The sequence below is a fragment of the Paracoccus stylophorae genome, assembly GCF_028553765.1.
Taxonomy (GTDB): domain Bacteria; phylum Pseudomonadota; class Alphaproteobacteria; order Rhodobacterales; family Rhodobacteraceae; genus Paracoccus; species Paracoccus stylophorae.
The window spans coordinates 138214-152500 of sequence record NZ_CP067134.1; the positions used below are offsets into that span (position 1 = coordinate 138214).

A 14287-nucleotide genomic window follows, 5' to 3' on the forward strand; every position below is an offset into this window, starting at 1 on the left:
CCTCGCGCAGGCTCAGGCGGCGTCGGCATAGGGCGCGGCGCGGGCCAGCGCACCGTCGGGCGTGAACAGATAGACATGCGCCGGGTCCAGCCACACGGTCAGGTCCTGCCCGCGTTCCAGCTTGTGGACGCCGTGGACCAGCCCGACCCAGCGGTCGGTGCCGTGGCGCAGATGCAGGAACGTCTCGGCCCCGGTGATCTCGGTCGTCTCCAGCACCGTGGTCAGCGCCAGCGACCCCGGCCTCTCGACCAGCGACAGATGCGCGGGCCGGAACCCGGCGATGTATTCGCCGTCCGGCAGACCGGGCGCGTCCCATTCGGATGTGTGGATCGCGGCCCGCCCCTGGCGCAGCAGGACCTGCTTGAAATTCATCGGCGGGTCCGAAAACACCCGTGCCGTGGTCGCATCGCGGGGCGCGCGATAGACCTGCGGCGTCGGGCCGAACTGGGTGATCCGCCCCTCCCACAGCGTCGCGGTGTTGCCGCCCAGCAGCAGCGCCTCTTCGGGTTCGGTGGTGGCATAGACGAAGATCGCGCCCGATTCCTCGAAGATGCGCGGGATCTCGGCGCGCAGCTCCTCGCGCAGCTTGTAGTCCAGATTGGCCAGGGGCTCGTCCAGCAGGACCAGCCCGGCCTCCTTGACCAAGGCCCGCGCCAGCGCGCAGCGCTGCTGCTGGCCGCCCGACAGCTCCAGCGGGCGGCGATCCAGCATCGGCGTCAGCCGCATCATCGCCGCCGTCGCCCTGACGCGCGCGTCGATCTGGTCCTTCTTCACCCCCATCAGCCGCAGCGGCGAGGCGATGTTGTCGTAAACGCTCATCGAGGGATAGTTGATGAACTGCTGATAGACCATCGCCACGCGGCGATCCTGCACGCGCCGGTCGGTCACGTCCTCGCCGTTCCAGAAGATGCGGCCGCGGCTGGGCCGGTCCAGCCCGGCCATCAGCCGCATCAGCGTGGTCTTGCCGGCCAGCGTCGGGCCCAGCAGCACGTTCATGCTGCCGGGGCGCAGGGTCAGGTCGGTGGGGTGGATATGGGTCCGCCCGCCCGTCGATTTCGCGATGCCGCGCAATTCCAGGGTCATGCCGCCACCCTCTTGCGGATCATCCATTCCTCCAGATCGGCGATCTGCGCCGGCGTCATCCGCAGGCCCAGCTTGGTGCGCCGCCAGACGATATCGTCGGCATGGCGGGCGAATTCATGCGTCATCAGCCAGTTCACCTCGGCCTCGGTCAGGGTGGCGCCGAAATCGCGGCCCAGCCCGGCGGCGCTGTCGGCCCCGTCCAGGACCGCGCCCGCATCGGTGCCATAGGCGCGCACCAGCCGCGTGGCCCAGCCCCCGTCCAGAAACGGAAACTGCTCTTGCAGCGCCTCGATCAGCGCGGACACGCCATCGACCGGGAAATCGCCGCCCGGCAGGGCCACGCCCGCCGTCCAGGCGCGACCCGCCTGCGGAAAATACGGCGCCAGCTTTTCCAGCGCGTGTTCGGCCAGCCGGCGATAGGTGGTGATCTTGCCGCCAAAGACGTTCAGGCAGGGCGCGCCCTCGGCATCCAGCGACAGGACGTAATCGCGCGTCGCCGCCGTGGCCGACTTGGCGCCGTCGTCATACAGCGGGCGCACCCCGGAATAGGTCCAGACGATCTGGCCCCGCGTCACCGGCCGCGCGAAATAGTCCGAGGCGAAATCGCACAGGTAATCCTGTTCCTCGGGCGTGCATTCGGCGTTCAGCGGGCTGCCGTGATGATCGCGGTCAGTGGTGCCGATCAGGGTGAAATCGCCCTGATAGGGGATCGCAAAGATGATCCGCCCGTCATGGCCCTGAAAGAAATACGCCTTGTCGTGGTCATACAGCTTGCGCACGACGATATGGCTGCCGCGCACCAGCCGCACCGTCTCGCGACTGTCCAGATGCGCCACGTCGCGGATCACGTGGCCCACCCACGGCCCGCCGGCATTGATCAGCGCGCGGGCGCGAAAGACGCGCCCATCCTCCAGCGTGACCCGCCACAGACCGTCCTCGCGCACGGCATCCGCCACCTTCGCGCCGACCATCACATCGGCCCCCCGGATCGCCGCGTCGCGCGCGTTCAGCGACACCAGGCGCGCATCCTCGACCCAGCAATCGCTGTATTCATAGGCTTTCTGCAACCGGTCCTGCAACGGGGCGCCCTCGGGCGTGCCGCGCAGCGACAGCGACCGGGTGCCCGGCAGAATCTTGCGCCCGCCCAGATTGTCATACAGAAACAGCCCCGCGCGGATCAGGAAATTCGGCCGATGTCCCCGGTTCCACGGCATCAGCAGCGCCAGCGCCTTGCTGACCGGCGTGTCGGATTCGAACGTCATCTTCGGGTCCAGCGGCAGCACGAAGCGCATCGGCCAGCTGATATGGGGCATCGCACGCAGCAGCACCTCGCGCTCCTTCAGCGCCTCGCGGACCAGCCGGATTTCCAGATATTCAAGGTAACGCAGACCGCCGTGAAACAGCTTCGTGGAACTGGAACTGGTGGCCTGCGCCAGATCGCCCATCTCGGCCAGCCGTACGCTAAGGCCGCGTCCGGCGGCGTCACGCGCGATGCCGCAGCCATTGATGCCGCCGCCAATGATGAACAGGTCGGTCGTCTGCGACATGGCGTCTCCCTCGGGTCGGTGTCATCCGATCATGCGGCCCCCGCGCCTGTCAACGGAAATTTTCGCAAATGCGCGTTTCTATTCGGATTGACAAAAACCGCGCATCGCGGTTCCGTGAAACTCTTTGATGGGGAATGTCGATGGCCCTGAACATCCGCCAGATGGAGATTCTGGAACTGGCCCGCGCGACCGGCCGCGTCGCGGTCGAGGATCTGGCCGAACGCTTTGACGTGACGCTTCAGACCATCCGCCGCGATCTGGGCGAACTGGCCGATCAGGGCGTGCTGGACCGCGTGCATGGCGGCGCGGTGATCCGGTCGGGCGTCAGCAATATCGGCTATGAGGAACGGCGGCGCATGCACGAGGACGCCAAGGCCGCCGTCGCCCGCGCCTGCGCCGCCCGGATTCCCGACAACAGCAGCATCATCATCAATCTGGGCACCACCACCGAGGCGGTGGCCCGCGAATTGCTGACCCACCGCAACCTGACCGTCATCACCAACAACATGAACGTGGCCAATATCCTGGTCGCCAACGAAAGCTGCGAGATCATGGTGGCCGGCGGCGCGCTGCGGCGGTCGGATGGCGGGCTGGTCGGCGATCTGACGACCGAGTTCATGGCCCAGTTCAAGCCCGATTTCGCCATCATCGGCACCTCGGCGCTGGATGCCGACGGCGATCTTCTGGATTTCGACATGGCCGAGGTCCGCGTCAGCCGCGCCATCGCCGCGCTGGCGCGGCGGACCTGTCTGGTCACCGACATCAGCAAGCTGGAGCGTTCGGCCCCGGTCCGCATCATCTCGATGCGCGATCTGGACATGGTCTTCGTGGACCAGAACCTGCCCGCGCCGCTGATGCAGAAATGCGCCGAATGGGACACGCAGGTGATCGTGGCGGACTGATTCGGCGGAACGGCGTTTCCGCGCAACGCCACCGCCCGCAAGCTGTGTACGCCCTGTGCACATTTCGTGCCGCCCTTGTGGACGCCATGTGCAGCCAGATGCCCAGCATTTGCTGGCGTTTCCGCCCCTGCCGCCGGATCGCCGTTGCGCCGTGCCGCCCTGCAACGCGCGCTGCGCGCCCGCGCTCAGCGCGCTGGTTTCAACAGCGCCGCCAGCGCCGCGATCTCATCCGCGCCTTCTGTTTCCAGCAACCTCTCCAGCCGCCGGAACCGCGCCAGAACCTCGCGCCCCGTCGCGGTCAGAACCGCCCCGCCGCCCTGTCTGCCGCCCCTGCTGCTGTCCACGACCGGGCGTGCGAAAGCCGCGTTCATCTCCTCCACCAGCGACCAGGCGCGCTTGTAGCTCATCCCCATCGCCCGCCCCGCCGCGCTGATCGACCCCGCCTCGTCGATCCGCGCCAGCAATTCCGCCTTGCCCGGCCCCATCACCAGCGGCGCATCGTATTCCAGCCGCAACTTGATCCGCGCCCCGCTCACGACCGCCGCCCCGTCAGCATTGCGCGGCCTTGCGCGAAGTCGTCGTTCATCGGGGACCCATCAGGCATGTGATTTTCCCGGCCACGATAGGCGCTTTGCCACGGCCTCGCAAATCCCGGCGACGTTCATTTGTTGCCGCCCGGCCCATCATCGTTATGATCGGACCGCAATCATGTTGGAGGCTTGCCATGTCTGATACCGGAATCGTCATCCTGTCCGGCGCGCGCACCGCGATCGGAACCTTCGGCGGCAGCCTTGCCGCCGTCCCGCCCATCTCTCTGGCCGCGCAAGTCACGCGCGCCGCGATGGAACGCGCCAATGTCTCGCCCGACAAGATCGGGCAGGTCGTCTTCGGCCACGTCATCAATACCGAGCCGCGCGATATGTATCTCAGCCGTGTCGCGATGCTGGATGCCGGGATCCCGGACACGACGCCGGCGCTGAACGTGAACCGGCTGTGCGGGTCGGGCGCGCAGGCGATCGTGTCGGCGGCCCATGCGCTGATGGCGGGCGATACCGACTTTGCCGTCGCCGGCGGCGCTGAAAGCATGAGCCGCGCACCCTATGCCGTCCCCGCCGCGCGCTTCGGCGCCAAGATGGGCGATGCGGTGATGCTGGACATGATGACCGGCGCGCTGACCTGCCCGATGGGCACCGGCCATATGGGCGTGACCGCCGAAAACGTCGCCTCCGAACACGACATCAGCCGCCAGGCGCAGGACGAATTCGCGCTGGAATCGCAAAGACGCGCGGCAGCGGCGATCGAGGCCGGGCATTTCCGCGACCAGATCGTGCCGATCGAGGTCAAGACCCGCAAGGGGATGGTCGCCTTCGACACCGACGAACATCCCAAGCAGACCAGCCTGGAAAAGCTGGGCGGCCTGAAGGCGGTGTTCAAGAAGGACGGATCGGTCACGGCGGGCAATGCCAGCGGCATCAATGACGGTGCCGCGGCGGTGGTTCTGGCCCGTGCCGAGGCGGCCGAGGCGGCCGGTCTGACCCCGCGCGCGCGCATCCTGGGCTATGCCGTGGCCGGCGTGCGCCCCGAGGTGATGGGGATCGGCCCGATTCCCGCGGTCGAGGCGCTGATGAAACGCACCGGGCTGTCGATCGGCGATTTCGACGTGATCGAATCGAACGAGGCCTTCGCGGCGCAGGCGCTGGCGGTCAATCGCGGACTGGGCCTGGATTCGGCAAAGGTGAACCCGAACGGCGGCGCCATCGCCCTGGGCCACCCGGTCGGCGCCACCGGCGCGATCCTGACGGTCAAGGCGCTGTACGAGCTTGAGCGGACCGGCGGCAAGACCGCGCTGATCACCATGTGCATCGGCGGCGGTCAGGGCATCGCGCTGGCCATCCGCACCGTCTGACCGGCGCGCCGAACGACTCAAGAAAAAAGGGCGCGCCCGTCACGACGCGCCCTTTTTTCAAGGCAATGTCTTCGTCCCGCCCCGACATCGCGCCGCCATGAAAGCGGAACGGGCCGCCCTGATCGGACGGCCCGCGAGATCCAAGGAGATGGTCCGGTTAGGGATGGAAGGTTCCGTCCGGTCCCAACCAGGGTTTACGACCATCGGGGTTGCCCTCAGGCCACGGCCCCCCTGACTGTTCCGACACCTCTCTCCACTATCACTCTCGACACTGGACCACCTCCTTTCAATGCGTTGCCGTTGAAGGCCAAGGGTGCCACAGATCGGGAATCTGTCAATCAGATTTCGCGGCGTTTTCGCAACAAGTTGCGTATAATCAACCGAAACGGCACAAGAGCCAGTAGCGCCAGCCCCAGCTTGACCGACCAGTCGGCCGCCGCAAGCGAGATCCACAGCGCCAGTTCGGGCCCGTGACCAAGCAGCGGAACGACCTCGTTCGCCCAGCCCGTATTGGCGTCATGGGGCAGCATCGCGGCGAAGGCGACGGTGAAAAAGATCGCCGTGTCGACCGCCGATCCGATCACGGTCGATGCCAGCGGCGCGACCCACCAGTGCCGGTGGCGCAGCATGTCGAACACCGCCACGTCCAGAAGCTGCGCGGTCAGGAATGCCGCACCCGATCCGATGGCAATGCGCAGCGTGGTCTTGTCCAGCCCCGCCGCGACCAGCGAACACAGGATGCCCACGACGAACCCGGCCAGCACCACGCGCCGCGCCGCGCCCGCGCCATAGACCCGGTTCATCACATCGGTCACCAGAAACGCGAACGGATAGGTAAAGGCGCCCCAGGTCAGCCAGTCGCCGATGACGAACTGCACAAGGATGTTCGAGGCCACGACGATGGCGGCCATGGCACAGATGCCGGGGAGGTAACGGGTCATGGATTTCTTCCGTTTTACAAGGTGGCGGAACAACTCGGCCCCGGAACCGGGACAGCGGCGCATAGGCCATGCGCGGCCGCCGCTGTCAAGCCCGCAGCTGTCAAGCCTGCAGTCCGGCCGCCTCGCCCTCTTTGCAAATACCTGCGGGGGTGAATTGGCCGCAGGCCAAGAGGGGGCCGGCGAGGCCCCCTTTTTCCAACGTCTGCGATCAGTCGCGCAGGCGGTATTCGACCAGCTCCGTGCGCTGCACGAACAGGAAATTGTCGTCCGAGATCATCGTCAGCCGGATGCCCTGGCCGTCGTCCCAGACCGCCAGCCCTTCGAGATTGTCGTATTGCAGCGGCTGCGTGGTCAGCAGGATCTCTTCGTCGGTCGGACCTGCCTCGTCCAGCTTCATGCGCCGCACCCGCGACGAAAAGCCCAGAAGCCCGTGAAAGTCGCGTTCCAGCAGATAGAAATACCCGTCCGGGCCGAAATCCGCGCCCACCGGCAGCCAGCGCGGGTCGCGGCGGATATGGGTCAGCGTGGACCATGTGCCGTCGCGATAGCGCAGCACCGGGAACGGCCGATCCTCGCCGCCGGATCGCTCGGGCAGGGTGATCAGGCTGCCGTCGTCGCGGATGGCCAGCGCCTCCATGCCGGAATTGATCCGCATGCCGGGCAGTTCGGGCGGGCGCGGATGGCGGGTCGCCGGCGCGTCGGGATCGTCATAGCTGGCGATCCGGTCCAGCCCCTCGAAGCTGACCCAGATGCGCCCGTCGCGGCCCATCGCCAGCCCCTCGCTGTCGCCCAGATAGCCGGGTTTCAGCCGCTTGCCCTTGCTGTCCTTCAGATGCGCGCGCCCGGCCACGTTCATGCCGCGGATGCGGCCCTGCGGATCGCGCTGGACGCTGCCCCAATACAGCATGGCCCGGTCGGTCAGGGCATGAAAGCCGATGCCGTCATCGTCGATCTCGATCCCGGAAAAGCCGCCGAAACTGTCCTCGTCGCTGCGCCAGACATGGGTGCCCACATAGTCCACCGTAACGGCCGGCGCCATCGGGGCGCCGGCCGCTGTCAGGATCACCCAAAGGACCGCGATCAGGGCGCGGCTGCGACGGTGCGGCATTGGGCGGGAAGTTCGCTCAGCCGATAGCTGCGCGGATGGCGATAATTCGGATCGGGCGGGCTGGGCTTGACCCGGCCCGGGTCGATCCGGTTCTTGACCCATTCCACGGCCTCGGCGCAGCCGTCGCCGGGCGGCGGCGGGTCCTGATCGCGACAGATCGAGCCTTTGGGGCAGGCCATCCGCACATGAAAATGATAATCGTGACCGTTCAGCGGCCGGATCTTGCGCAGCCAGGCGCGGTTGCCGGTCTCCATCTGGCACATCGCGACCTTGACCACGGGATCGGTGAACACCCGCTCGACCCGCCGGTCGCGGGCGGCGGCGCGCAGGATTGCCATGTGACCGCCATTGAAATTTGGGGACAGGGCCGTGCCGTTCCGGCTGACCGCCGAGACCGACGATATGCTTTCGCGCTGCGCCGGCGACAGGGTCAGCGAGGAGGGCGGAAGCATCCAGATATCGGCGTCCAGCCCCAGCTGGTGGCTGGCATGTCCCGAAATCATCGGCCCGCCCCGCGGCTGGCTGAGATCGCCGATATACAGGCCGCGCCAGCCCGCCTGCTGCGCGGCGCGCGACAGTCCGATCAGGAAATTGACCAGTTCGGGATGGCCCCAGTTGCGGTTGCGCGACAGCCGCATCGCCTGCCAGCTCGGGCCGGTTTCGGGCAGCTGCACGAAACCCTGCCCGCAGCCCTTGGAATAAAAGCCGATGGACACGGCCGGCCCCTGCGAGGCGCTGCGGAACTGGCCGAACACATCCTTGGCCAGGGGTTCGGACATGGCGGGGGCCGCCATGCCCAGGCACAGGGCGGCGGCGGTCAGGAATTTGCGGATCACTGCGTGGCCTCTCCTTCGGGTTTGACCCAGACTAGCAGAAGCAGCGCCAGAAGGAACATCACGATCAACGGAGAGATTCCGATGCGCTGATTGCCGGTCAGGTCGGTGACGGATGCGATCAGGAACGGCGCCAGGAACGCGGTTGCCTTGCCCGACAGGGCGTAAAGCCCGAACCCCTCGGTCGCGCGTTCCTGGGTGGTGTGGCGCACCATCATGGTGCGGCTGGCGGCCTGCAACGCGCCGCCCGCGCCGCCGATCAGCACGCCGCAGACGAAGAAGGTCAGATCCGGCCCGCGCAGCCCGGCCAGCACCGGATTGTCGGGCCAGACCAGACCATAGAACGCAGTGCGGTCCATGCCGACGACGATCAGGCAGACGGCGATCAGCGCCATCGTGCAGGCCACGATCACCGGGCGCGGCCCCCACCTTGCATCGGCCTTGCCGCCCAGCCAGCTGATCAGCGCGGCGGCGATGGCGCTGACGACGCCGAACACGCCGACCAGAAACACCGGCCAGTTCAGGACCGTGCCGGCATAGACCCCGCCGAACCCGTAAAGCGCGTTCAGCGCGTCGCGCGACAGCATCGACGACACCAGCCAGCTGGCAAGGCTGCGGCGATGGCGCAGGCTGCGGATCAGCGCCCACAGATCGCGCATCGCCACCCCCAGCCTGACCGGCGCGCGCTGCGTGCGCGGCTCTTTCACCCACAGGAAGAAGGGGATCATGAAGACCGCATACCACAGCGCCACGAACGGGCCGACAAACCGCGTCCCCTCTCGCAATTCGGGATCCAGCCCGAACAGCGGCGCGATCCCGATCAGCGTGCGACCGTTCGGCGTTTCCTGAAACAGCGTCAGCATGATCGCCAGCGCAACCACACCGCCGATATAGCCAAAGGCATAGCCCGACCCCGACAGGCGCCCGATCTGGTCGCGCGGCGCCAGCCCCGGCAGCAGCGCGTTGGTGAAGATGGTCGCGAACTCCATCCCGATCAGGCCGATCCCGAACAGCGTGACCGCCTGGATCAGCGCGGGCTGTTCCGGCATCAGCAGCCACAGCCCGCCCGCGCCGGCGACGTAAAGCCCGGAAAACAGCCAGATCCACGGCATCCGGCGGCCCGACGTGTCGGCGATGGCGCCCAGCACCGGCGCCAGCACCGCGATCACCAGACCGCTGATCGACAGCCCGTAGCCCCACAGCGACTGCGCCTGCGCGCCCGCCATCGTGCTGCCCGCGCCGATGGTGATGTAGTGCTGCTGGGCGACCTCGGCGAAATAGACCGAGAAGCTGAAGGTCAGCAGCAGCGTGGAATAGGGCTGGCTGGCCCAGTCGAAGAACCACCAGCCCCAGATCCGTCTGCGCTGCATCAAGTCGCCTTTCCTGTCGCGTCGGGCCCATAAGGCCCAAGCGGGCCTAGGCTGACAAGTCCGCTTGTGCGTCCTCGGGGATGACCGGCGGCCAGAGCCGCTGCGCATCGGCGTCGATCCAGGCCGCAACCCAGTCCGGCAGGGACGGGCTGTCGATGTCGTGGCCCATCGCCTGCATCATCCGGTCGGGGGCCACAATACCCTCGGCCGAGGTGATGGCCGAGCGCAGCAGCATGTGGTTGCAGCATTCGCCGCCCTTCCACATCGACTGTTCCATGTAGATGAAGCGGTGGTCCCACCCGATCACGCGCGAGATCATGGTAAAGCGGTCGAACGCCCGGATCCGGCGGCGATAGCGGGTCGAGTTGCCCGCCACCGTGATCCCCCAGCCTTGTTCGCGCAGCACGCGGGTCAGCCCGGCCCGCTGCGCCATCGGGATGCGGCCCAGATCGTACAGCGTCAGGGTGCGGCCGTTGTTCAGCTCGATCCACGGGTCCAGATCCCACGGCCAGCAGCGATGGGTCGAGACATGCGCATCCAGCGGCCCCAGACGCGGTGCGTTGCGGAACTTGATCATTTCCTTGGCAAAGCGGATCAGCGGATACATGGACCACTCCGGTTTCTGGTCGGGACGGGGGTGCAGCCTGACCGCCCTGGCGTCAAGCCGGACGCTGCGGCAAGCGGGTTGCGCCCCGCCGCCGCCGCCGCCATACAGGGCCAGACCGCTGCGAAGAGGGCAAGATGGGAACGCTGTACGAGGCCTTGCAACTGATCCTGCAGGTGGTGTGGTTCGTGATGATCGTCCACATCATCATGTCCTGGCTGATCAATTTCCAGGTGCTGAACCTGCGCCAGCCGCTGGTCGCGCAGATCTGGGACGGGCTGAACCGCCTGCTGGAACCGATCTATCGTCCGATCCGCAACATCCTGCCGAATACCGGCGGGCTGGATCTGGCGCCGCTGGTCCTGTTCATCGTCATCATCATCCTGCAACGCGCGCTGGCCAACAATGCCGGCTTCTTCTACGGGATGTGATGGCCCGCGATCTGCCATCTTCCGATCTGCCGTCGTCCGATCTTCTGCGGCAGGTCTGGGGGTTTGACGGGTTCCGCCCCGGACAGGGCGAGATCGTCGAGGCCGTGGCCCAGGGTCGCGACGTGCTGGCGATCATGCCCACCGGCGGCGGCAAGTCGCTGTGCTATCAGTTGCCGGCGCTGATGCGCGAGGGGGTGACCGTCGTCATCTCGCCGCTGATCGCGCTGATGCGCGACCAGGTCCGCGCCCTGCGCGAGGCCGGGGTGGCGGCGGGCGCGCTGACCAGCGGCAACACCCAGGACGAAACCGACGCGGTCTTCGCCTCGCTGGAGACGCGCGAACTGAAGCTGCTTTACATGGCGCCGGAACGTCTGGCCTCGGGCGGGACGGTGAACCTGCTGCGCCGCGCCGGCGTCACCGCCATCGCCGTGGACGAGGCGCATTGCGTCAGCCAGTGGGGCCATGATTTCCGCCCCGACTATCTGCGCATCGGCGATCTGAAACGCGCGCTGGACGTGCCGCTGTCGGCCTTTACCGCCACCGCCGACGCCGAGACGCGGGCCGAGATCGTCACCCGGCTGTTCGGCGGCGCCGAACCCGTGACCTTTCTGCGCGGCTTCGACCGCCCGAACATCCGGCTGGCCTTTCAGCCCAAGGACGGGCCGCGCCGGCAGTTGCTGGCCTTTGTCGATGCACGGCGCGGCCAGTCCGGCATCGTCTATTGCGCATCGCGCGCGCGGACCGAAACGCTGGCGCGGGCGCTGGCCGATGCCGGTCACAGCGCCGTCGCCTATCACGGCGGGATGGAGGCCGATCTGCGGCGCGAGGTCGAGGGACGGTTCCAGCGCGAGGACGGGCTGATCGTCTGCGCCACCGTGGCCTTCGGCATGGGCATCGACAAGCCCGACATAAGGTGGGTCCTGCATGCCGATCTGCCGAAATCCATCGAGGCGTATTACCAGGAAATCGGACGCGCCGGCCGCGACGGCGATCCGGCCGAGACGCTGACGCTGTACGGTCCCGACGATATCCGCCTGCGCCGGATGCAGGTGGATGAGGGGCTGGCCGACAGCGCCCGCAAAGGGGCCGATCATGCGCGTCTGAACGCGCTTCTGGGTCTGGCCGAGGCGACCGGGTGCCGTCGCCGCCGGCTGCTGGCCTATTTCGGCGACGAGATGGCCGGGGATTGCGGCAATTGCGATCTGTGCCTGTCCCCGCCGAAGCTGTTCGACGGCACGCAGGCGGTGCGCATGGCGCTGTCGGCGATGCTGCGCACCGGCGAACGGTTCGGCGCCGGCCATCTGATCGACATCCTGACCGGCAACCCGACCGACAAGATCCGCGAACGCGGTCACGACAACCTGCCCACATTCGGCGTCGGCCGCGATCATTCCCGCCCGCAATGGCAGGCGATCTTTCGCCAGATGATGGGGCTGGACCTGTGCCGGCCCGACCCCGAACGCCACGGCGCGCTGTTTCTGACCGAGACGGCCCATCCGATCCTGCGCGGCGAGGACAGCGTGACCCTGCGCCACGACACCGCGCTGCGCGCGAAAGGCGGCAACGTGGTCCGCACGCAGGTCGCGGAAGAGGACGAACCGCTGCTGTCGGCGCTGAAGGCCAAGCGTCGCGCGCTGGCCGAGGCGGCGCGCGTGCCCGCCTATGTCATCTTTCCCGACCGCACGCTGATCCAGATGGCGCAGGACCGGCCGTCCGATCTGGACCAGATGGCGCAGGTGAACGGGGTCGGCGCGAAGAAGCTGGAAAGCTTCGGGCTGGAATTCCTGTCAGTCATCGCCGGCGATCAGCCCCGGATGCACCCGCATCGCCGCGCGCTGGCCGGGCGTCCGGAAGGCGCGCTGTTCGACCGCCTGATCGCGGCGCAGACCCGGTTGATGCGGGGCGAGGACGGCACCGGCAAGCCGCTGTCCTGCTCGACCGCGCAGATCCGCCGCATCGCCGAGGCGCGGCCGGCGGATCGCGCGGCGCTGGCCCGCCATCTTGACGAGGCGCGCCTTGAGCGGTTCGCCGCCGTCTTCCTGCGCGAGATCGCCGAAGGCTGAGGCGCGCGCCGCTCAGTTCCGCGTCATGGCGTCGGCGATGATCGCGTCCAGCAGATCCGCCACCGGCTGCATCGAGGCATCGTATCCGCGCCGCCCGACCGTGATCCGGCCCGGCGCCTCCGGCGTCTCGAACAGGAAGATCGCATAGGGGCAGTGCCGGATGTTCAAAGGATCGGCCCGCATCACCCGGCGCGACACGGCGGCCGGACAGAAGCTGTAGACATCGGCATGCGTATAGGGGTCGCCCGCTCCGCCGGGATCGCCGTCGGCGTCCGCCAGCATCTCGGCCACGCGGGTGCGGCCGTCGATCACCAGCCCGGCATCGACGATGGCGTTCTCGACCGCGAAGGCGATATCGTCGAAACTGCCGCCCACCTCGTGCGTCACCGGCGGGGTCACGGCGATGTCATCGGCATGGGCGGTAACGGACAGGACGGCCAGCACGAAGGGTAATAGGAATGTGATGCGCATTTCGGCCTCGCTCAGCGTGTCTGTGCGATGATGGGTCAGCAGAACAGGCCGACGCAAGACATATCGGAGGATGAATATGAAACTTTCATGGTCAGACGTCACGCCGAAGGCCGCGTGGCTGAACCGGCGCAACTTCATGGCGGCGGGCGCGGCCTTCGCCGCCGGACCGGCCGTGGCAATGCAGGGCAAGGCGTCGAAATTCTCGACCGACCAGGACCCGAACACGTTCGAAGAGATCACCAATTACAACAATTTCTATGAATTCGGCACCGGCAAGGAAGACCCGGCCCGCCATGCCGCCGCCATGACCACCGATCCGTGGTCGGTCGAGATCGGCGGGCTTGTGGACCGGCCCGGCGCCTACGGGGTCGAGGATCTGGCCCCCGACGCCGCGCTTGAGGAACGGATCTATCGACTGCGCTGCGTCGAGGCGTGGTCGATGGTGATCCCGTGGATCGGCGTGCCGCTGGCCTCGGTGCTGGACAAGGTGGGCGTGCAGCCCTCGGCGAAATTCGTCGCCTTCGAGACGCTGTATCGCCCCGACGAGATGAACGGCCAGAAATACCCGATCCTCGACTGGCCCTATCGCGAGGGGCTGCGGATCGACGAGGCGATGCATCCGCTGACGATACTGGCCACGGGGCTGTATTCAGATCCGCTGCCGAACCAGAACGGCGCGCCGATCCGGCTGGTCGTGCCGTGGAAATACGGCTTCAAGTCGATCAAGTCGATCGTCAAGATCACCCTGACCGACACGCAGCCGGTGGCGACGTGGCAGGCGATGCAGCCGTCGGAATACGGCTTTTACGCCAATGTGAACCCGCAGGTGAACCACCCGCGCTGGAGCCAGGGGACCGAACGGCGGATCGGGGCCGGGCTGTTCGGCGGCCGGCAAGAGACGCTGATGTTCAACGGCTATGCCGATCAGGTGGCCTCGCTGTATGCCGGCATGGATCTGATGAAGAACTATTGATGACACGCAAACTGAACGATGCGCTGCGCCGTCTGCCGGTCTGGGCGCTGTGGCT

General features: G+C 67.2%; 15 protein-coding genes (1 of these 15 cut by a window edge). 6 read left to right on the top strand and 9 right to left on the bottom strand.

What is annotated here, in order from left to right:
* Nucleotides 1–12: 12 nt before the first annotated feature.
* Both JHW45_RS00670 and glpD read right to left on the bottom strand, forming a co-directional pair.
* Nucleotides 13–1083, bottom strand: coding sequence for an ABC transporter ATP-binding protein (locus JHW45_RS00670; protein ID WP_272859067.1), 1071 nt, complete (start codon nt 1081–1083; stop codon nt 13–15).
* Nucleotides 1080–2630: a glycerol-3-phosphate dehydrogenase gene (gene glpD, locus JHW45_RS00675; protein ID WP_272859068.1), complete on the bottom strand. Its 1551-nt coding sequence runs from the start codon at nt 2628–2630 to the stop codon at nt 1080–1082. The genes JHW45_RS00670 and glpD overlap by 4 nt, the downstream gene beginning before the upstream one ends.
* A gap of 140 nt (nt 2631–2770) precedes the next feature.
* On the opposite strand from glpD, the gene JHW45_RS00680 reads away from it, so the two are divergent.
* Nucleotides 2771–3532 carry a DeoR/GlpR family DNA-binding transcription regulator gene (locus tag JHW45_RS00680; protein ID WP_272859069.1) on the top strand — a complete coding sequence of 254 codons (762 nt, stop codon included), beginning with the start codon at nt 2771–2773 and terminating at the stop codon, nt 3530–3532.
* 185 nt (nt 3533–3717) lie between these two features.
* Here JHW45_RS00680 and JHW45_RS00685 read toward each other — a convergent pair whose 3' ends face one another.
* Nucleotides 3718–4017 (bottom strand): winged helix-turn-helix domain-containing protein, encoded by a 300-nt coding sequence (locus JHW45_RS00685; protein WP_272860656.1) that lies wholly within the window; start codon nt 4015–4017, stop codon nt 3718–3720.
* A 239-nt stretch (nt 4018–4256) separates the two neighbouring features.
* Between JHW45_RS00685 and JHW45_RS00690 the strand changes: the two genes are divergently transcribed.
* Nucleotides 4257–5438 carry an acetyl-CoA C-acyltransferase family protein gene (locus JHW45_RS00690; protein ID WP_272859070.1) on the top strand — a complete coding sequence of 394 codons (1182 nt, stop codon included), beginning with the start codon at nt 4257–4259 and terminating at the stop codon, nt 5436–5438.
* Between the two features lie 338 nt (nt 5439–5776).
* Here JHW45_RS00690 and JHW45_RS00695 read toward each other — a convergent pair whose 3' ends face one another.
* The 5 genes from JHW45_RS00695 to JHW45_RS00715 form a co-directional block, all read right to left on the bottom strand.
* Nucleotides 5777–6379, bottom strand: a complete 603-nt coding sequence (locus JHW45_RS00695; RefSeq protein WP_272859071.1) for a queuosine precursor transporter — start codon at nt 6377–6379, stop codon at nt 5777–5779.
* A gap of 208 nt (nt 6380–6587) precedes the next feature.
* On the bottom strand, nt 6588–7418 hold the full coding sequence (locus JHW45_RS00700) for an esterase-like activity of phytase family protein (protein WP_272859072.1): 831 nt from the start codon (nt 7416–7418) through the stop codon (nt 6588–6590).
* Between the two features lie 41 nt (nt 7419–7459).
* Nucleotides 7460–8323 carry a penicillin-insensitive murein endopeptidase gene (mepA, locus tag JHW45_RS00705; protein ID WP_272859073.1) on the bottom strand — a complete coding sequence of 288 codons (864 nt, stop codon included), beginning with the start codon at nt 8321–8323 and terminating at the stop codon, nt 7460–7462.
* Nucleotides 8320–9690, bottom strand: a complete 1371-nt coding sequence (locus tag JHW45_RS00710; RefSeq protein ID WP_272859074.1) for an MFS transporter — start codon at nt 9688–9690, stop codon at nt 8320–8322. The genes mepA and JHW45_RS00710 overlap by 4 nt, the downstream gene beginning before the upstream one ends.
* Before the next feature lie 46 nt (nt 9691–9736).
* A complete protein-coding gene (locus JHW45_RS00715; RefSeq protein WP_272859075.1) occupies nt 9737–10297 on the bottom strand; it encodes an acyl-CoA thioesterase in 561 nt (186 codons plus the stop codon).
* A 134-nt stretch (nt 10298–10431) separates the two neighbouring features.
* Between JHW45_RS00715 and JHW45_RS00720 the strand changes: the two genes are divergently transcribed.
* Both JHW45_RS00720 and recQ read left to right on the top strand, forming a co-directional pair.
* Nucleotides 10432–10725 (top strand): YggT family protein, encoded by a 294-nt coding sequence (locus tag JHW45_RS00720; protein ID WP_272859076.1) that lies wholly within the window; start codon nt 10432–10434, stop codon nt 10723–10725.
* A complete protein-coding gene (gene recQ / locus JHW45_RS00725; protein ID WP_272859077.1) occupies nt 10725–12788 on the top strand; it encodes a DNA helicase RecQ in 2064 nt (687 codons plus the stop codon). The genes JHW45_RS00720 and recQ overlap by 1 nt, the downstream gene beginning before the upstream one ends.
* Nucleotides 12789–12800: 12 nt before the next feature.
* Here recQ and JHW45_RS00730 read toward each other — a convergent pair whose 3' ends face one another.
* Nucleotides 12801–13259, bottom strand: coding sequence for a DUF302 domain-containing protein (locus JHW45_RS00730; protein WP_272859078.1), 459 nt, complete (start codon nt 13257–13259; stop codon nt 12801–12803).
* A 76-nt stretch (nt 13260–13335) separates the two neighbouring features.
* Here JHW45_RS00730 and msrP point away from each other — a divergent pair, with 76 nt between their 5' ends.
* The gene (gene msrP, locus JHW45_RS00735; protein WP_272859079.1) at nt 13336–14232 is read left to right on the top strand and encodes a protein-methionine-sulfoxide reductase catalytic subunit MsrP; all 897 of its coding nucleotides are present in this window, start codon (nt 13336–13338) and stop codon (nt 14230–14232) included.
* Nucleotides 14232–14287, top strand: partial view of a protein-methionine-sulfoxide reductase heme-binding subunit MsrQ gene (locus tag JHW45_RS00740; RefSeq protein ID WP_272859080.1) — the beginning only. 565 nt of this gene lie beyond the right edge of the window; the window shows 56 of its 621 coding nt (coding positions 1–56); it begins with the start codon at nt 14232–14234; the stop codon falls past the right edge of the window. Before msrP ends, JHW45_RS00740 begins: the two co-directional genes overlap by 1 nt.